The following is a 17727-nucleotide window of genomic DNA, read 5'->3' on the forward strand; positions in this document are numbered from 1 at the left end:
GCAGGCCTCCTGGCGCGGTGGTGACCCGGCGAGGAGCCGCAGCCGCGGACCGCAGGCGGGGCAGGCCACCGGCTGGGCGTGGAAGCGCCGGTCGGCGGGGTCCGCGTACTCGCTTGCACAGTCGGGGCACATCGGGAAGCGGGCCATGGTGGTGTGCGCCCGGTCGTACGGCAGCCCGGTGACGATGGTGAACCGGGGGCCGCAGTGCGTGCAGGTGATGAAGGGGTGCCGGTGGCGCCGGTCGGCCGGGTCGGCCAGCTCCGCGAGGCAGTCGGCGCAGGTGGCCACGTCCGGTGGGACGAGGGTGCGTGCGGGTCCGCCGGACCGGGAGGCGACGATCGCGAAGCCCGATCCGCCGGCGACGGGGACCTCGCAGTGGTCGACGGCGTCGACGACCGCGAGCGGCGGCGCGTCGGCCGCGAGCCGATCGCAGAAGGCCGATACGGCGGCCGGTGCGCCCTCGACCTCGGCGACGACCCCCTCGGGGGTGTTGGTGACGTGTCCGGCGAGACCGAGTCCGGTCGCGCGGTTGTACACGTACGGCCGGAAGCCGACGCCCTGCACCACTCCGCGCACGACGACCCGGCGGCGCTGTACGGCCTCCATCAGCGGGGCTGCACCACGCCGGAGTGCGGGTGCACGGCCCGGGAGACGGAACCGGGACCGTGGTGACCGGGGCCGGTTCCGGCACCCGGACCGTGCTCGCGGTCGTGGTCGTGGCCGGGCCCGTGTTCATGGCCGGGGCCGTGGCCTGCGCCGGGTGCGTGGTGCGGGGCGTGACCGGCGGCGTGGTCGTGTCCGGGGGCGTGGTCGTGGGCCGGGCCCCCGGTGGGCTGATCGTGGTCGTGGTGGTGCGTGTGCGGCTGTCGCGCCATGACCGGCGTGTGCACCGGGCCGCCGTCGCCGACCGCGAGCGCCCGGTCGAGCAGGATGCCCGCGCCCTCGCCGCCGCGGGCCGAGGTCAGCACCACCTCCACCCCGGGGTTGACCTGTTGCACGTGCGCGCGGAAGGCGGCCTCGTCGAATTCCACGGCCTGCGCGATGTCCGTCTTCGTCACCACGACGAGCTGCGCGAGCCCGAACGCCGTCGGGTACTTGAGCGGCTTGTCCTCGCCCTCGGTCACCGAGGCCAGCACGACGCGCAGCGACTCCCCGAGGTCGTACGAGGCCGGGCAGACGAGGTTGCCGACGTTCTCCACGAACAGCAGCCGCGTGTCCTCGGGCATCCAGCCGTCGAGGTGGCGGCCCAGCATCACCGCTTCGAGGTGGCAGAGCCCGTCGGTGAGCACCTGCTTGACGGGGACGCCCGAACGCGCCAGCCGCACCGCGTCGTTCTCGGTGGCGAGGTCGGCGGTCAGGGCGGCGACCGGGACGCCGCGCTCGCGGGCGAGGCCGAGTTCGCGCTCCAGGAGGGCGGTCTTGCCGCTGCCAGGGCTGGACAGCAGGTTGACCACCGTGGTGCCGCGGGTGGTGAGTTCGGTGCGCAGCGCGTGCGCGACCGAGTCGTTCTTGGCCAGGACCGCCTGCTTCAGGTCGACCACACGGCACATGGTTCAGCGCTCCTCGGAGATGGGTTCGCGGGTGGGGACGGGGGGCCGGACGCGGGCGGGGCCGTCCTCCCAGTGCACGCTGAGGATCTGCAGCTCGCGCCCGGTGCGCAGTTCCACGTCCGTGGCCTGTCCGCAGCCGGGGCAGACCAGCCGGGGCGGCATGCCGACGGCCCAGTCGCCGGTGCAGGAGCGGCAGTGCGCCGAGGCGGCGACCGGCTCCGTCACGAGCTCGGCGCCTTCGAGGAGCGTTCCCGCGCAGGCCAGTTCGAAGCAGAAGACGAGGGCGTCGGGCACCACCCCGGCGAGCTCTCCGACCTGGAGCCGGACCGAGGTGACGGCGGTCGCGCCGCCCGCTTCGGCTGCTTCCTCCACCTGACCCACCACGGCCATGGCGATCGACATCTCGTGCATGGGACTCCGTCCTGCCGGGCCTCATTAGACCGGCCGGCGCCGGACGGAGCGGTCGGGCACGCCGACGCGCCGACGCCCCGTACGCCATTCGGGCGCCGGGGCGGTCGCAGGTCGCAGGTGCGCGGGTCGCAGGTGCGCGGGTCCGGGCCGCGGTCACATGCGGCGGATCCTCAGGTAGCGCTGGATGTCGGGGAGCACCATCCCCAGCGCGCACACGACGACGGCGGCGGACGCGCCGCAGATGATGGCCTTCTTCATGGGGTTCTCCTCAGTTGGCGGCGGCGTTGTGTTCTTCGTCGAGCCGGTCCCCGTCCGGACGGCGGACCAGGTCCAGGAGCATCCGTACGGCCTCCGGGACCGCTGCGGCCACCGGCTCGCTCAGGCCGATGCCCTCCTCCAGGCAGCCGGGTTCGCAGCCGACGACCAGGATCCGCCGGGGCGGCACGGCGCCGGTACCGGCGCACAGGGTGTCCAGCAGGGCCAGCACCGCGTCGGGGGACATCTGGTGCCCGTCGAGGACGGGGCTCTGCGGGGCGATCGATCCGGGTGCGGCGGCGTCGATCAGGTACAGGGTGCCGGGGTCCGCGCCCCGGGCGGTGGCGTCCACCAGGACGAGCGTGTCGTAGCCGTCGAGGAGCTGGTAGGCGAGGTGGACACCGCGCACGCCGATGTCCACCACCTCGACGTGGGCCGGCAGCACGTGTCCGGGCTCGGACAGCCTGCGGACGGTCTCGACGCCGAAGCCGTCGTCGCCGAGGAAGACGTTGCCGATGCCGGCGATCAGGGTGCGGCCGCTCACGCGTCCTCCAGCGGGGCGACCTCGTCGGGCTGGAAGTACAGGAACCGGCCCTGTTCGCGCCGGATGTCGGCACCCGGGTCCCCTTCGACGGTGACGGCGAGGTGCACTCCCCCGTCGACGTCGTGGAGCACGGCCTCGACCAGGGCGGCACGGCCCTGGAGGAACAGGTCCTGGGCGTCGGTGCGCCGCAGGCCCGGGCGCAGGAGCACCCGGCTGCCGGGCCCCACGGAGGTCCCGTCGATCAGGATGCGGTCACGGGCCGGGTCGGCCGGGTCGGCGTGCGCCGGATCCCACCAGGGGGTCTCCGGCTTGAACACGGCGTCCTCCTCGAAGGGTTCGGTGATCCGGTCGGGGACGGGCGCACCGGGGCCGGTGATCTCGCGGAGCGCCCGGACGGCGCCGTGCAGGCGCTCCAGCACCTCGGGGGGCATGGTGTCGGCCAGGTCGATCACGGCGGCCGCGCGGGCGTCGGTGCCCCGGGCCTCCCGCTTCTCCCGGTCGGTCAGTGCCGCCGTGCGCAGGGCGAGGATCTCGTCGATCTCCGTGGCGTCGTACATGGCCCCGATGCTCTCCGGGGCGACGGCGGGGTGGTCCTCCAGGATGATCGGCGAGGACAGGACCACGTCGGCGCTGCCCGGTTCACCGGCGAGCACGGGCCAGGTGTGCAGGTTGGCGCAGGACGCGACCGAGGCCCTGGCCCACTCGGGCGGATCGGTCATCGAGAGGAAGGAGCCGGCGCTGAGGCCCAGCAGGAGGTGGGCCGCTACCAGGGAGCGCGGCAGCGCCGCCTCCCGATCGGCTCCGGCTGCTGCGCCGGCTGCGTCGCTCCCGTCGGCCGCGTCGCCCTGCGGGGTCCAGTCCGTGATGTTCTCGACCACCGCGGTGAGCTTGAACGCCCGGTAGGGGACGTCCAGTTGTTCCGCACGCAGCCGCAGCAGGCCGTCGGCCCGTTCGGTGCGCCGCACCAGCCGGCCCACCTGCCGACCGTCGGCGCCGGCCACCGGCTCGGTCTCCTCGCGGGCGGGCCGCACGAAGGGCAGGCGGACCTCGCCCGCCTCCAGCTCGGCGACGGTGACGGTCATCTCGACCCGCTCCTCGGTGCCTTCGTCCCAGGGGACGAGGACCCGGTCGGGCAGGTGCAGTTCGGGTACGGGGACGAACGAGCCGTCGGGGCGGGCCTCTTCGACCGTCCGCCGCTGGGCGTGCAGGAAGCGCAGCTCGACGGCCAGGGTGGCGGCTCCGCGGGGCTCCATCACCAACTGGGTCTGCTGGAGGGAGTGTTCGCCGTGTGCGGGGCCCCAGGCGGGCGGGACCAGCACGCCGAACTGCCAGCGCAGCCGGTTCTTCGCCGCCGACGCCCGGTACGGGTAGAGCACGTACCCCTCGAAGAGGACGGCGTCGGCGACCTGGCGGGCGACGGCGAACCGGGTTGCCGGCGGGGCCGTGGCGGTCATGGCGCCGTCCTCTCGGCGGCCCGCGGCAGTACGGCGCCGGCCCAGGCGGGGTCCCCGGGGGCCGGCCGGGCGGCGGCCGCCTCGTCCAGCAGGGCCCGTACGGTCGCCTCCCAGGAGGCGAGCGCGTGGCGGGAGCGGTAGGCGAGCAGGTCCGCCATGGTGTCGCGGGGCAGTCGCAGCCAGCCGCAGCCCGGGAAGTGCTGCTCGACCATCTCGCGCCACACCTCTGCGGGCATCCGGAACGGGGCTTCCCGGTCCCAGGGGACGGGTTCCACGCGGAAGCCGCCGGCGCCGGTGAAGGCCGTGCCGGAGAAGAGCATCAGCAGCGGTGCCTCGCCGTCCTCCAGGGCGCTGAGGTAGCGGCCGGAGGCGATGTCCATGTCGTACGTGCAGGGCACGACGACGTCGGTCTCGGTCTCCCCGGTGAAGCTGGGGACCATCACCGAGACCTGGGCGAACTGGAGGGGCTGGAGGGTGGTCCCCCAGCGGGCGCGTTCGCCGAACAGGTCGTGGAGCGCTGCGGCTTCGCCGGTTCCGTAGCCGCGCCGGGCAGGCTCGATGCGGATCTGGCAGCGCAGTGACAGCGCGTGGACGCGGGCCGCCTCGCCGGGGTCGGCCCCGGTGGCGGTGATCCGCAGCCGGAAGACCAGGGTGGGGCCGGCCGCGTACGGGTCGGCGCGCACCCCGGTGCAGGCGAAGGCGAAGTCGGTCATGGCCGTGCCTCCCCCGCCGAGGCGGGGGCCTTGGCCCGGCGTTCGACCTGGGCGAAGAAGGCGTCCAGCGCGGCGCGCGCCTCGGCCCCGCCGTCGAAGCCCTGCCACAGCAGCCGCATCCGGCCCACCAGTTCGTAGCAGATGTCGATGGGTACCAGGTGGCACTCGGTGCGGCCCCCGGTCCGGCGCAGCAGCAGTGCCTCCACGTCCGGTTCGAGCAGGTCGGCGAGCGCGCCGGCGCCGAGTACGTCATGCCAGGTGGCCGGGTCCAGTTCGCTCTCGGTGGCGCCGGCCGGGCTCGGGTAGAGCGCGACGAGGCGGTCGAGGGCGGCGTTGCGGAAGAAGAAGGCGACGCCGACGGGGATCTGGAGCCGTTCCCACGCGCCGTCGTCGAGCCGGTGTTCCGGGTCGGTGAGGTAGCGGTCGGGGACGGCGCGGTAGCGCCCGGTGGCGGCGCCGGGCCGGTCGAAGAGGAGGGCGCAGGCGGTGCAGGCGCAGACCAGCGCGCGCTTGTCGGGCTCGACGAGGTGGCGGTGGCCGTCCTCGGGGACGCCCACGCCGCACAGTTCGCAGCACTCGCGCCGGGGCGGTCGGGGCCCGGTGAACCGGCGCAGGCCGCGCGGACCGCGCGACGCGGCCGGGCCGGGGGCCCCGGCGGGGCCGGTGCGCGGCTCCGCCGGTGCCGAGGGGTGGCGCGCGTTCACCGGGCCCGCGCCGGGGCCTGCGGGCGGCTGCCGATCTGGAGCAGGGGCAGGGGCGGTTCGGCCGCCTCGAGTTCGACCGCCGTCACCTCGGGCGCGAAGCAGGCCAGGGCGTCCTCGACGCTCTGCGGGACGGCTCCGTCGGCGGAACCGCAGCCGCAGCCCCCGCCGCTTGCGGACCGCAGGCGCAGGACGCCGGTGGCCGCGTCGAAGCCGATGAGCTCCACGGGGTCCCGTACGGTGTCCAGGGCGCGGGCGATCCGGGTGTGGACGTCCTCGGGGTGCAGGTCGTGCAGGGCGAGCAGGCTCGCGACGAGCTCGTCGTCCAGGAGCCCGCCCAGGCGCTCCACGCCGAGCCGCTCCACGATCCGGGCGAGCCCGGCCCCGTAGAAGTCCATGAGCACGCGCACCAGTTCCTCGGCCGCGGCGCAGGACTCGCGGTCGCCGCCGGCGGCGAGCCGGTCGAGGACCTCGTCCACCCGCCGGCCCGCCTCGCGGGCGTCGGTCACCGCGGCGCTCATCCGCCCAGTCCGCTCAGGCCGGTGGGCACGTGCATCTGCTTGACCGTCTTGCCCGAGCCGACGTACATGTGGACGCCGCAGGGCAGGCAGGGGTCGAAGCTGCGCACGGCCCTCATGATGTCGATGCCCTTGAAGTTCTCCGGGGAGTTCTCCTCGAAGATCGGGGTGTTCTGGACGGCGTCCTCGTACGGTCCGGGGGTGCCGAAGGTGTCGCGGGTGCTGGCGTTCCACGGGGTCGGCGGGTACGGGTGGTAGTTGGCGATCTTGCCGTCGCGGATGACCATGTGGTGCGAGAGCACCCCGCGGACGGCCTCGGTGAAACCGACGCCGATGGACTCGTCCGGGACCTCGAACTTCTCCCAGGTCTGGGTGCGTCCGGCGCGCACCTCCGCCAGGCCCTTCTCGGCGCAGTGCAGCGCGATGGCGGCCGCGTACGCCTGGAAGTACGTGCGGGCGCGGTTGCGCTCCAGCGCGTTGCTCCACTTCGGGATCTTCCACTCGAAGCGGGTCTCGGGCTTGGTCATGGTGCGCGGCAGGGTGATGACCACGCTGTGGCCGGTGGCCTGGACGTAGTCGGTGTGGACGAGCCCGGACAGGGCGGTCGACCACAGGCGGGCGATGGGGCCGCCGCCGGTGTCGAGGGCGAGGTGGTCCTTGCCGTCGAACCAGCGCGGGGACATCACCCAGCTGTACTTGTCGTCGAAGTTGCGCTTCTGCGGGGCGGGGATGGTGTGCTGGTTCCACGGGTGGCGGGCGTCGACCGGGTTGCCGAGCGGGTCGTGGGTGACGAACTTCTCCTGGCCCTGCCAGTCGTCGTAGTACGAGCTGCCGAGCAGGATGCGGATGCCGAGGTTGATCTCGGTGAGGTCGTTGGTGACCAGCTTGCCGTCCACCACCACGCCCGGGGTGACGAACATCTTCCGTCCCCAGTCGGTCATGTTGGCGTACGTGAAGTCGCAGTACTCGGGGTCGTTGAGCGCGCCCCAGCAGCCCAGCAGGACGCGCCGGCGGCCGACCTCCTCGTACCCGGGCAGGGCCTCGTAGAAGAAGTCGAACAGGTCGTCGTGGAGCGGGACGACGCGCTTCATGAACTCGCAGTACCGCATGAGGCGGCTCATGTAGTCCGTGAAGAGCTGGACGGAGGCGATGGTGCCGACGCCGCCCGGGTAGAGGGTGGAGGGGTGCACGTGGCGCCCCTCCATCAGACAGAACATCTCGCGCGTGTACCGGCTGACCTGGAGGGCCTCGCGGTAGAACTCGCCCTCGATGGGGTTGAGGGAGCGCATGATGTCGGCGATGGTGCGGTAGCCGTGCTCCGCGGCGTGCGGGGCCTCGGTGCGCTCGGCGAGTTCGAGGACGCCGGGGTTGGTCTCGCGGACCATCTTCTCGCAGTAGTCGACCCCGACCAGGTTCTCCTGGAAGATGTTGTGGTCGAACATGTACTCCGCCGACTCGCCGAGGTTGATGATCCACTCGGCGAGATGGGGCGGCTTCACTCCGTAGGCCATGTTCTGCGCGTACACGGAGCAGGTGGCGTGGTTGTCACCGCAGATGCCGCAGATGCGGCTGGTGATGAAGTGCGCGTCGCGGGGGTCCTTGCCGCGCATGAAGACGCTGTAGCCGCGGAAGACGGACGAGGTGCTGTAGCACTCCGCCACCTTCTTCTGCTTGAAGTCGATCTTCGTGTGGATGCCGAGACTGCCCACGATCCGGGTGATCGGATCCCAGGCCATCTCCACCAGGCCGCTGCCGTCGCCGGCCGCCTTCGTCTTCGGTGTCATCTTGTCTGCCGTGACCCTTCTGGGAGCCGGTAGCTGGAGGTTCTTGGAGGCGCAGCGGTGGGGCGGGAGCGGGGCGGACGCGGGGGTGCGGGCGCGGTCACCAGGGCTTGCGGTAGCCGGTGGTCAGCTGCCCGCCCGGCCGGCGCCACTTGGGCTCCTGGTCCACGGTGTGCTCCGTGATCGCCCGGAGCTTGCGGATCACCGCGCCGTAGACGCCGCTGGCACCGGCGGACACCTTCGCGCCGGGAGGTTCGTCCATGAAGGGCATGAACTTGTCGGGGAAGCCCGGCATCGTGCAGGCGATGCAGATGCCGCCGACGTTGGGGCAGCCGCCGATGCCGTTCATCCAGCCGCGCTTGGGCACGTTGCACTTGACGACGGGGCCCCAGCAGCCGAGTTTGACGAGGCACTTGGGCGAGTCGTAGGTGTGGGCGAACTCGCCCTGCTCGTAGTAGCCGGCCCGGTCGCAGCCCTCGTGGACGGTGTTGCCGAACAGCCAGGTCGGGCGCAGCTTGTCGTCCAGCGGGATCATCGGGGCGGAGCCCGCGGCCTGGTACAGCAGGTAGGTGAGGGTCTCCGAGAAGTTGTCCGGCTGGATCGGGCAGCCGGGGACGCAGACGATCGGGATGCCGGCGTGCGACTTCCAGTCCCAGCCCAGGTAGTCGGGCACGCCCATGGCGCCGGTGGGGTTGCCCTCCATGGCGTGGATGCCGCCGTAGGTGGCGCAGGTGCCGATCGCGACCACGGCGAGGGCCTTGGGCGCGAGGCGGTCGATCCACTCGCTGGTGGTGATCGGCTGGCCGGTCTGCGGGTCGTCGCCGAAGCCGCACCAGTAGCCCTCGGGCTTGATCTTCTCGTTGGGGATCGAGCCTTCGACGACGAGCACGAAGGGGTCGATCTCCCCGCGCTCCCCCTTGAAGAACCATTCGATGAACGTGTCGGCGCCGCCGACCGGTCCGCACTCGAAGTCGATCAGCGGCCAGTGCACGGCGATCTTGGGCAGTCCCGGCAGGACGCCCATGACGATCTCCTCGATGCTGGGCTGCATCGCTGCCGTCAGGGACACCGAGTCGCCGTCGCAGCTCAGTCCGGCGTTGATCCAGAGGATGTGGATCGGGGGGTCCTCTACTACCGTGCTCGGCGTTGCTGCATCCATGAGGATCGCTCCTTGGGGAGGGATGCGGGGGGGTGGGTGGGGCTGGGGACGGGGACGGCGGACGGGCAGGTGCTCCGCGCCGGCCTCACCCTTCTTGCTAGCAGCCGGCCGGGCCCGGCGCCCTGTCTTGTTGGGCCGGTCCAGTGACCCCGGGCCGCCGCGCGGGCAGCGGTGCGGTGCGCCGTCCGGCCACGGTCCGCGCCAGGTGGGCCGGGGTGCGCTCCGGGGGCTCCTTGCGCACGAAGGCGCGGCGCAGGGCGTGGTACGGGGCCTGCGGGTCGAGGAAGGTCTCGCGCATGCGGGCGAGCTCCGCCTCGCGGTAGGCGGCGAGCGGCTTCACGCTCTCGTCCGCGTCGCGGCGGGCCTTCTTGCCGGCGATCCGGGACCGGACGGCGGGCGAGTCCGCCGCCCGGACGGCGAGCCGGGCGGTCTCGTCCGCGAAGGCCTGCGGGCCGCAGTCGATGGTGCGGTCGACGAGCCCGAGCCGCCGGGCGGATTCGGCGCTGATCGGCAGGGCGTCGGCGGTCAGGCGCTCCGCGACGCCGGTGCCGGTCCGGCGGGGCAGCGTGTAGGTCCAGTACTCGGATCCGTACAGGCCCATCAGCCGGTAGTGCGGGTTGAGCACGACGCCGCTGCGGCACCAGACCTCGTCGGCGGCGAGGGCGAGCATGACCCCGCCGGCGGCGGCGTTGCCGCCGAGAGCGGCCACGACGAACCGGTCGGTGGTGGTCAGCACGGCCTCCACCAAGTCGTCCATGGCGTTGATGTTGGCCCAGGACTCCTCGGCCGGATCGGCGGACGCCTCGATGACGCCCAGGTGGATGCCGTTGGAGAAGAAGTCCCGGCCGCCGCCGAGGACCAGCAGGGAGACGGGGCGGGTACAGGCCTCCCGGTAGGCGGCGAGCAGGCGCCGGCAGTGGTCGGTGCTCATCGCGCCGCCCGGGAAGGAGAACGTGAGGAAGCCGGCGCCGCCCTGTTCCCGGTAGGTGATGTCGGACCAGGTGCGGGGGCCCTCGCCGGCGCCGGGGTCGTACGGCGGCGCGGGGAGTTCGGGGAGCGGCGGCAGCCGGTCGCCGAGGGCCAGGGTGGCGGGGAGTTTGACGGGGGCCGGCCCGCCCGGAGTGCGCCGGGCCCGCAGCTCGGGGATCCAGACGGCCCCGTCGGCGGTCGCCCGGCAGATGGCGCCGGCCCGGGTGGCGAGCAGTTCGCCGGGGTTGCCGCGCAGTGCGTCCTCGGGGTGGCCGCCGTGCAGGAACCAGGGGGCGCCGAGCAGTTCGTCGAGTACGCCGGGCTGTGAGTCGGCGGCGCGCAGCGTGCGGAGGACGCGCTCGGTGGAGTCGTGTTCCCAGTCGATCCGGCGCAGTTCCTGGCGCAGGTAGGGGCGGGCGCGCCCGGTTCGCTGCGGTTGGGGTGCGTGGGTGCCCGAGGCGAACCGGTCGACGGCCGTCAGCACCGCGGACAGCGCCGCGTCGGCGATCTCGCCGCGGTAGGCGTCGCTCTTGCCGACGGACGGCAGCGGGCAGTCGGCGGTGGCCCAGACGTCGCCCGCGTCCATCTCCTCGCCGGCCTGGAGGACGGTGACGCCCCAGTGGGTCTCGTTCTCGGTGAGGGCCCAGTCGAGCGAGGAGGGCCCCCGGTCGCCGACCGGCCCGGGGTGGACGATCAGGCAGGTGTGGGCGGAGTAGACCTCGCGGGGGACGGCCGTCTTCAGCATCGGGGCGAGGACGAGGTCCGGCCGGTGGCGCTCCACGGCTTCCGTGAGGGACGTGCCGGGCAGGGCGAGCTCGACCGCCACGCTGTGCCCGCGGTCCCTCAGTTCCGCGTGGACACGCTGAGTGAGACTGTTGAACGCGCCGGCGGCGAGCAGGATGTGCACGTGATCTCCCAAGCGTCCGGCCCCCGGCGAGCTGGGGCCTGAACAGGTACGGCCGCTGGAGATCGTCGACCACGGGCGCCCGCGGGCCGGGACGACCTACGGGGCTGTCACTCGGAAGGGACCGCCCGGGGCCGCCACCTGGTGGACAGGCGACGGCCGCCGGGCCCGGTGCGGTCAGCAGCCGGGGGCGCCCGTACCGCCGCGCTGCGGCAGGCTGAGGTTGGGGGCGGAGCCGGGCCAGGTGAGGGTGACCGTCTTCGTGGTCCCGTCCGGGCCCAGCTGGACGATCGGGGTGGGCTTGCCGACCGGGTTGCCGTCGGCGCCGAACGAGAGCCAGCCGCTCGACCCCGGCAGCATCTGCGCGCAGTAGAACTGGTGGAGGATGCCGGTCTCCAGGCCCGGGTTCTTCAGACCCGCCTCGTCGTGCCGGGCCGCGCTGATCGCGGCGACGGTGGCGTCGTGCGTGAGCATCGCCTGCCCGCTGGCGAGGTCCGCGGCGTCGAAGGACAGGGGCTGGGCGCCGGGCCGGGTGGTGGCCAGGGGCTGCTTCGTGCACGGGTCGGGCCACCCGGTGAACGCCGACCAGAACTGGTCGTAGTTGCGCTTGGCGTCCGATCCCGGGCATTCGGTGCCCCACTCGTCCGGACTGGCCAGGGCCGTGTACGCCACCGTCACCCGGCCGGAGGCGACCCCCTTGAGGACGGCGTCGTCGCGGATGGCCTCGGACGCGTCGTCCCCGACCAGGATGCGCAGCTGCGTGGTTCCGCAGGGCGTGCCCTGCACCCAGTTCTGCACGAAGGCTCCGAGATCGCGGCCGCGGCCGGCGAAGTACACGACGGACGGTGCGGCCTGGCACAGGTTGGCGTGCATCAGGTTGAACTGCTGGATCAGGTAGTCCTGGCGGCCGGCGCCGCTGGGCAGGCTGCTGGGCGAGGTGTACGGCAGCACGGTCACCGTGCGGTCCGGGGCCTGGAAGCGGGTTTTGGCCTCCGCCGCCAGTGTGGCCGTGTAGTCGTCGTCGGCGACGCTGTCCGCCACCACCGCGAGCGAGGTCACGGCCGGGCGCAGTCCCGTGACGTACTGGTTGGCCGCGATGACGGAGTCGGAGTTGGTGGAGGAGACCCGGAACATGTCGGGGATCGTCCGCTTGCCCGCCGGGTCGGCGGGGTCCAGGTTCATGGAGTTGCCGGTGACCGTCGATCCGATGACGGGGATGTGCAGCTGGGCGGAGATGGCGGCGGCGGCCTGCCGGGTCTGCTCGGTGCTCTGGCCGAGGCCCACGACCGCCGAGATGTGCTCGGCCTCCGCGTGCTTGCGCACGCCGGCGACCGCCTGCTGCCAGGACGCGTACTGGCTGCCCATGTTGGCCAGGTACAGCTTGACGCCGGGGGTGCTGCCGTACGCCGCCGTGTTGTTGGCGCGCCACACCGCGGCCATGGCCCCCTCGATGTTGGGGTACAGCGACTCGTACGTCAGCGTGTCCACGTCGGCGACGGGCGAGAGGTTCAGCATCAGCACCACGCTGGTGGAGTTGCCCTTCACCGCCGCGTTGGCGGTGCGGATCGCGTTCTCCAGCTTGCGCATGCGCTCCGGTTCGCCCTTGGTGAAGGGCGTGCTGTCGAGGTTCACGCCGACGCAGGCGAGCGGTTTGCCCGCGGCGGTCATGCCGGCCCCGCACGACAGGGCCGGCGGGAACAGCACCCGGTAGCCCCATGTGCCGCCCAGCACGGCACCGGCCAGGAGGACGAGGGCGGCGGCCAGTGAGAGCACCGGATGGCGGCGCAGCCGGCCGAGTCGGGGGTTGCGTACACCTGCGGGCATGAGGACTCCTTGCGGTGCGCGCGGCCACGCGCAGGCGTGGCGCGGAGGGATCAGGCGAACAGCGCGCCCGCCTGCTGGAGGGCGCTGACGTCGAGCAGGCGGGAGTTGTGCGCGAGCCGTTCGAAGCCCTCCTCGATCTGGGCGTCCCAGCGCCGGCTGCGCTCGGTGAGCGGGTCGTTGTACAGCCACAGCAGGGCCAGGAGCTTGGCCGTGGCGACCGCCACCACGTCCTGGCCGGTCTCCTCGATCCCGGCGAGCAGGACCGCGTAGGCCTGCTGCGCGGACTGTTCGTGGACCAGGCGGCACGGCGCCGAGGCCAGGTAGTCCAGGAGGCGCACCCATGCGCGGTGGTCCCGGTCGAAGCGGCCGGACAGTGCCTCGGCCACGGGGGCGAACTCGCCCAGGGCCAGGTCGTAGAAGAGCTGTTGCTCCTCGCGGGCCACGCCGCCCGAACCGTTGTGGGTGGCGGCCAGGGCCGCGAGGGCCCGGCCCTGCCGGGTGAAGACGTCGTGCCACGGATCGGCGGGCCGCTCCCCTTCCGCCCCGGCGGCGGCGCCCGCGGGGTCTGCGGCGGAGAGGGCGGTGAGCGCGCACCGGCTGAGCCAGGGGTGGAGCACCGCGGGTCTGTCGGCATCGCCCCAGCCGACCTCGCGGATCCGCGAGGGGCGGTGGAAGAAGGTGCTGACCCACAGGTTGCGGCGCAACAGCTCCAGGCTGCGCGGCAGGTCCGCTATCTCCACCGGTACCCGGGGGTCGTCGGCGGTGCGCATGTCCGCCAGGTAGCCGGCCGCCAGGACGACGGGCGGCGGGACGGCCCGGCCCGGTGCGGGCGCGGCGAGCCCTTCGGGGAGACCGGCCTCCAGGGCGCGCGCCCACAGCGGTCTGCCGCCGGCGTCGACCGCGGCGGGCAGGGGTCTTTCCCGTACGGCGGTCCCGTCCTGCGGCGGCGTGCTCGCGCGCTGCTCCTGGAGGGCGAGGACGGCGCCCCAGTGGCCGCCGGTGAGGGCGTGGACGACGGACGCCGCGACGGGCGCGGCCAGGGAGGCGGAGTCGTCGGTGACGTCCGAGACCCGTTCCTCGGACATCGGGTCGAGCCACACCGGGTACCAGTAGTGCGCCGCCGAGGCGGGATCCGGTCCGGCGCCGCTGCCGTCCTGCCGGGTCCAGTGCGTACGGGTGGCGCGGGTGAGGAGGGGGACGCGGCGCTGCGGGGTGTCCGGCAGCGGTGTGGTCCGCCAGGGCTCGCACCAGCGGGTGGTCCACTCCGGCTGCCACTGGTCGCACGCGGCGAGGACGACCAGCGGGTCGGCGGCGCCACCGGAGCCCGGTTCGTTGTGCTCGTTGCGCATGCGGGCGGCGACGAGCGCGGTGAGGAAGCGCCGGCCGGCCGGGGTCTGTGCCCCGTCCACGAAGAGGACCCATGCGTGGTCGTGCCGGCCGGCCTGGCCCGCGTACTGCGGTGGCAGCTCGCAGGAGCACGCCGAGCGCAGCGCCGGATGGTGGTCCGCCTGGTCCTTGGCGTCGGCGAGGAAGGCGGCCAGCAGGGGGCCGACCGCGGCCGACCGCGATGCGGAACTCAGCCGGATCAGCGCGTCCAGGGAACCGGCGGCCTCCGCTTCCGGGATGCCGACGTGCCAGCGCAGCGCTTCGCGCAGGCCCCAGCGGGCAGTGCTCTGGAGCAGTGATCCGATCACCGGCCGGGCCCGCTCCCGTACGGCGCCGACCACTTCGCGGGCCTGGCCCTGCACCAGCGGGCTGAGCGCACCGGTCGCCACGACGTCCATCGTGGCGTCCACCGCCTCTTCGAGCCGGGTGGCGAACCTGCCGCGGCGGGTGCCCCGCGTGTACTGCTGGATCAGCCCCCTGATCTGGTCCGTGGCGCGGGCGCGGTCCGGTTCCAGGTTCTCGTTGAGGGCGAGCAGTCCGAGTGCGAAGCGGTGGAAGACGGGGCTGCGGCGCAGCGTGTCCCAGCCGCGCATCATCTGGAAGGCCACGAGCGCCGCGGCGGACACCGGGTCGAGCGGGGTCTCGTGGAAGTCGAGGTGGGCGTGGACCACCGTGGAACCGCATCCCCGGGACAGGGAGCGGAGCATGCTCGTCTTGCCCGACTGGCGGGGGCCGAGCAGCGCCACCACGGGCTGCCGCTGGTCCGGATACCGCCAGATCATGTGCCGCAGAAAAGCGTCGGTCCCCTCCGCATGGCCGAGCTCCGCCGTTGCGCTCACCATTCCCCCGCCCCCCCAACCGAAAAGTGCGACGCACGCGCCGACGACACGGAAGGTAACACCGCAAGGACACGCAGCAACGGGGAATGCGGTGGAAGGGTTCCCGGAATTCCGGGACCGGATCTTGGAGCGGATATTCTTCATCCGCGCTGGCGAGCCGCCAGATCGCCTGGAAGCAGGCGCACCACCCGATGTGCCGGGCCGCACCGCGCGCGGCAGGAGATGGAGTCCCGATGGACGTGCAGCACTTCGAGCGGATCACCGCATTCATCGAGGCGCGGCTGACCCCGCTGTTCGACGAGGCCACCGGCAGCGAGCACGGTTTCGCGATGGACGACACCTCCCGTGCGCTGCGCGCGCTGCGCAACGCGGTGCTGGAGGCCTCGGCGGTCAAGGGCCTCATCGGGAAGCGGGCGACGGCCGACCCCGCGCTGCGCCGGGTCATCGACCAGTCGGTGGAGCACCACTGGGACGTGCTGCGCGGGATCGCCCGCCAGTGGGAGGACCACGGCGACTTCGTGCGCGAGTTCAAGCGCCACGCGTGGGAGCTCGACGAGGCCTTCGCCGCTCCGGCGGTCACGGAGGGCTGAGCCCCCCGGCGGGCGCCGCCCGCCCCGGGCCGGACGGCGCGGCGCTGCGGTCCGCCGCCCCGGAGCGACAATGGGTGTGGACCCACTGCCGCGCCGGCAGGAGGCGGAGATGAACGGTTCGCTCCCCATCGGACGTGTGGTCGGCGTGCCGCTGCGCATGCACTGGAGCGTGCCGCTGCTGGTGGTGCTGTTCGCGTACGGGCTCGGCCGCCAGACCCTGCCCGTGTGGACCCCGGGGCGCTCGGACGCGGTGTACACCGTGGCCAGCGTCGTGGGGGCCCTGCTGCTCACCGGCAGCCTGCTGCTGCACGAGGCGGCGCACGCCGCGACGGCCCGCCGCAGGAAGATCTCCGTCGAGGACGTCACCCTGTGGGCGATGGGCGGCGTGACCAGGATGGGCCGGCCGCAGACCGCCGGGGCGGCCTTCGCGGTGGCGGTGAGCGGACCGTTCACCAGCCTGGTGATCGGCGGCGCCGCGCTCGGCGCGGGGATCGGGCTGCACGCACTGCCCGGCTGGGCGGTGCCCGCCGCCGTGCTGGTGTGGCTCGGCTGGGCGAACCTCTTCCTCGCCGTCTTCAACCTGCTGCCCGCCGCGCCGCTCGACGGCGGCCGGGTGCTCCAGGCACTGCTGTGGTGGCGCACGGGCGACCGGGAGCGCGCGGAGCGGGCGTCCTCGCGCAGCGGGCAGGTCATGGGCGTACTGCTGATGGCGGCGGGCTGGATCTCGTTCCTGCGCGGGACGTCGAGCGGACTGTGGCTGGTCTTCCTCGGGCTGTTCGTCACGTTCGTCGCGGGCGCGGAGCGACAGCAGGCGGTGCTGCGCACGGCGCTGCGGGGGCTGCGCGTGGCCGATGCCATGTCCAGTCCGGTGGCGACCGGTGCCGACTGGCTGAGCGTGCGGCGGTTCATCGACGAGGTGGCCGTGGAATCCCGTCACTCCGCGCTGCCGCTGCTCGATTTCGACGGCCGTCCCAGCGGTGTGGTGCACGTGCGCGGGCTGGCTCCGATCCCGCAGGCCCAGCGCGAGGCACTGCGCGTGCGCGAGGTGGCGACCCCGCTGGAGCGGTGCGCGGTCGCCGCGCCGGGCGATCTGCTGGAGGAGGCCCTGGGCGGGCTGCGCCCGGGGACCGGAATGCCGCTGCTGGTCGTGGACGGGGGCCTGCTGGTGGGGATCGTGACCGCGAAGGACGTCCGCCGGCTCATGCAGCGGCGGGCGCTGGGCGGCGGGGACGGGGAGCCGGGATGAGTTCCGCGGGCGGGCACCGGCGGGTGCGCGGCGCGACCGGGGAGGTGCGATGACGTACGTGGCCGTGAGCGCCCTGAGCCATGCCGGACTGGTACGCGACCACAACGAGGACAGCCTCGTCGTCGGGCCGTGGACGCTGTGCGCCGGGGTGACCCGAAATCCTCAGACGTTCGTGTTTCCGCTCGGTTCGCCGCTGGTCGTCGCGGTCGCGGACGGGATCGGCGGACAGCCTGCCGGCGAGGTGGCCAGTGCGCTGGTCGTGCGGCAGCTGGCGATGCTCGGCCCGGCCCTGGACGGCGAGGGCGCCGTCCGTGAGGCGCTCGGCCTGTGCAACCACGCGGTGTACGCGGCGGCCGACGGCGATCCGGAGCTGGCCGGCATGGGGACCACCGTGGCGGGTGTCGTCGTGCTGGAGGACTCGCTGATCTCGTTCAACGTCGGCGACAGCCGGGTGCTGGACGCCACGGGGCAGGATCTCCGGCAGGTGAGCGTGGACGACAATCCGCCGCTGGAACCGGGACAGCGCACCACGTCCCTGCTGACCCAGGCGCTCGGCGGGGCCCGCCACCGCACCGGGGTCACGCCCCACGTCTCGGCGGAACCGCTGCGCGCCGGAGCCCGCTACCTGGTGTGCTCGGACGGGCTGACCGACCCGGTGCCGCCCGAGGAGGTCCGTGAGCTGCTGCGGGTCCACGACGACGGCAGGGCGGCGTTCGAGCTGTGGAAGGCCGCCATCGACGCCGGCGGCCCGGACAACATCACCCTCGCACTGCTCCGGCTGGGCGACTAGGGCCTGTCTTCCGGATCGGGCCCGGCCTGATCCGGATGACAGGCCCTAGGGGCGGCGGCGGGGCTTGCCGGGCTTTGCGCCGGCCTTGGCGCG

At 73.5% G+C, this 17727-nt stretch carries 17 protein-coding genes; 3 read left to right on the top strand and 14 right to left on the bottom strand.

The genetic code is table 11. From position 1 onward, the window contains the following. From ACFXA3_RS11920 to ACFXA3_RS11985, 14 genes are all read right to left on the bottom strand, one after another. A partial coding sequence (locus ACFXA3_RS11920) for an acylphosphatase (protein ID WP_385185437.1) occupies positions 1 to 606 on the bottom strand: 606 nt, incomplete at its 3' end. Beyond that, positions 606 to 1550: a hydrogenase nickel incorporation protein HypB gene (gene hypB / locus ACFXA3_RS11925; protein WP_385185440.1), complete on the bottom strand. Its 945-nt coding sequence runs from the start codon at positions 1548 to 1550 to the stop codon at positions 606 to 608. The genes hypB and ACFXA3_RS11920, both read right to left, overlap by 1 nt. Before the next feature lie 3 nt (positions 1551 to 1553). Further along, positions 1554 to 1961, bottom strand: a complete 408-nt coding sequence (locus ACFXA3_RS11930) for a hydrogenase maturation nickel metallochaperone HypA (RefSeq protein WP_385185442.1) — start codon at positions 1959 to 1961, stop codon at positions 1554 to 1556. A 153-nt stretch (positions 1962 to 2114) separates the two neighbouring features. Next, positions 2115 to 2219: a DUF6893 family small protein gene (locus tag ACFXA3_RS11935; protein WP_385185445.1), complete on the bottom strand. Its 105-nt coding sequence runs from the start codon at positions 2217 to 2219 to the stop codon at positions 2115 to 2117. Positions 2220 to 2229: 10 nt separating this feature from the next. Beyond that, entirely contained in the window at positions 2230 to 2760 is a 531-nt protein-coding gene (locus ACFXA3_RS11940) for a hydrogenase maturation protease (RefSeq protein WP_385185448.1), read from the bottom strand. Beyond that, positions 2757 to 4214 carry a hypothetical protein gene (locus ACFXA3_RS11945; protein ID WP_385185451.1) on the bottom strand — a complete coding sequence of 486 codons (1458 nt, stop codon included), beginning with the start codon at positions 4212 to 4214 and terminating at the stop codon, positions 2757 to 2759. The genes ACFXA3_RS11940 and ACFXA3_RS11945 overlap by 4 nt, the downstream gene beginning before the upstream one ends. Further along, positions 4211 to 4927, bottom strand: coding sequence for a DUF6084 family protein (locus ACFXA3_RS11950; protein ID WP_385185454.1), 717 nt, complete (start codon positions 4925 to 4927; stop codon positions 4211 to 4213). The genes ACFXA3_RS11945 and ACFXA3_RS11950 overlap by 4 nt, the downstream gene beginning before the upstream one ends. Beyond that, positions 4924 to 5541 carry a DUF5947 family protein gene (locus ACFXA3_RS11955; RefSeq protein ID WP_385185481.1) on the bottom strand — a complete coding sequence of 206 codons (618 nt, stop codon included), beginning with the start codon at positions 5539 to 5541 and terminating at the stop codon, positions 4924 to 4926. Before ACFXA3_RS11955 ends, ACFXA3_RS11950 begins: the two co-directional genes overlap by 4 nt. Before the next feature lie 86 nt (positions 5542 to 5627). After that, positions 5628 to 6149 carry a hypothetical protein gene (locus tag ACFXA3_RS11960; protein ID WP_385185457.1) on the bottom strand — a complete coding sequence of 174 codons (522 nt, stop codon included), beginning with the start codon at positions 6147 to 6149 and terminating at the stop codon, positions 5628 to 5630. Continuing rightward, positions 6146 to 7930, bottom strand: coding sequence for a nickel-dependent hydrogenase large subunit (locus tag ACFXA3_RS11965; protein WP_385185459.1), 1785 nt, complete (start codon positions 7928 to 7930; stop codon positions 6146 to 6148). The genes ACFXA3_RS11960 and ACFXA3_RS11965 overlap by 4 nt, the downstream gene beginning before the upstream one ends. Positions 7931 to 8027: 97 nt before the next feature. Beyond that, positions 8028 to 9086 carry a hydrogenase expression protein HypE gene (locus ACFXA3_RS11970; RefSeq protein ID WP_385185461.1) on the bottom strand — a complete coding sequence of 353 codons (1059 nt, stop codon included), beginning with the start codon at positions 9084 to 9086 and terminating at the stop codon, positions 8028 to 8030. Between the two features lie 97 nt (positions 9087 to 9183). Beyond that, the gene (locus ACFXA3_RS11975; RefSeq protein ID WP_385185464.1) at positions 9184 to 10962 is read right to left on the bottom strand and encodes a hydrogenase maturation protein; all 1779 of its coding nucleotides are present in this window, start codon (positions 10960 to 10962) and stop codon (positions 9184 to 9186) included. Positions 10963 to 11136: 174 nt separating this feature from the next. Beyond that, positions 11137 to 12783, bottom strand: coding sequence for a hypothetical protein (locus tag ACFXA3_RS11980; RefSeq protein ID WP_385185467.1), 1647 nt, complete (start codon positions 12781 to 12783; stop codon positions 11137 to 11139). Positions 12784 to 12833: 50 nt separating this feature from the next. Continuing rightward, the gene (locus ACFXA3_RS11985) at positions 12834 to 14951 is read right to left on the bottom strand and encodes a hypothetical protein (RefSeq protein ID WP_385185470.1); all 2118 of its coding nucleotides are present in this window, start codon (positions 14949 to 14951) and stop codon (positions 12834 to 12836) included. A gap of 290 nt (positions 14952 to 15241) precedes the next feature. On the opposite strand from ACFXA3_RS11985, the gene ACFXA3_RS11990 reads away from it, so the two are divergent. The 3 genes from ACFXA3_RS11990 to ACFXA3_RS12000 all read left to right on the top strand — a co-directional run bounded on the left by ACFXA3_RS11990 (position 15242) and on the right by ACFXA3_RS12000 (position 17634). Then, positions 15242 to 15598: a hypothetical protein gene (locus tag ACFXA3_RS11990; RefSeq protein WP_385185472.1), complete on the top strand. Its 357-nt coding sequence runs from the start codon at positions 15242 to 15244 to the stop codon at positions 15596 to 15598. Positions 15599 to 15707: 109 nt separating this feature from the next. After that, the gene (locus tag ACFXA3_RS11995; protein ID WP_385185475.1) at positions 15708 to 16844 is read left to right on the top strand and encodes a site-2 protease family protein; all 1137 of its coding nucleotides are present in this window, start codon (positions 15708 to 15710) and stop codon (positions 16842 to 16844) included. A gap of 49 nt (positions 16845 to 16893) precedes the next feature. After that, positions 16894 to 17634 (top strand): PP2C family protein-serine/threonine phosphatase, encoded by a 741-nt coding sequence (locus ACFXA3_RS12000; RefSeq protein ID WP_385185478.1) that lies wholly within the window; start codon positions 16894 to 16896, stop codon positions 17632 to 17634. Positions 17635 to 17727: the final 93 nt, after the last annotated feature.

It is taken from the genome of Streptomyces sp. NPDC059456 (genome assembly GCF_042750055.1).
Classification (GTDB): Bacteria; Actinomycetota; Actinomycetes; order Streptomycetales; family Streptomycetaceae; genus Streptomyces.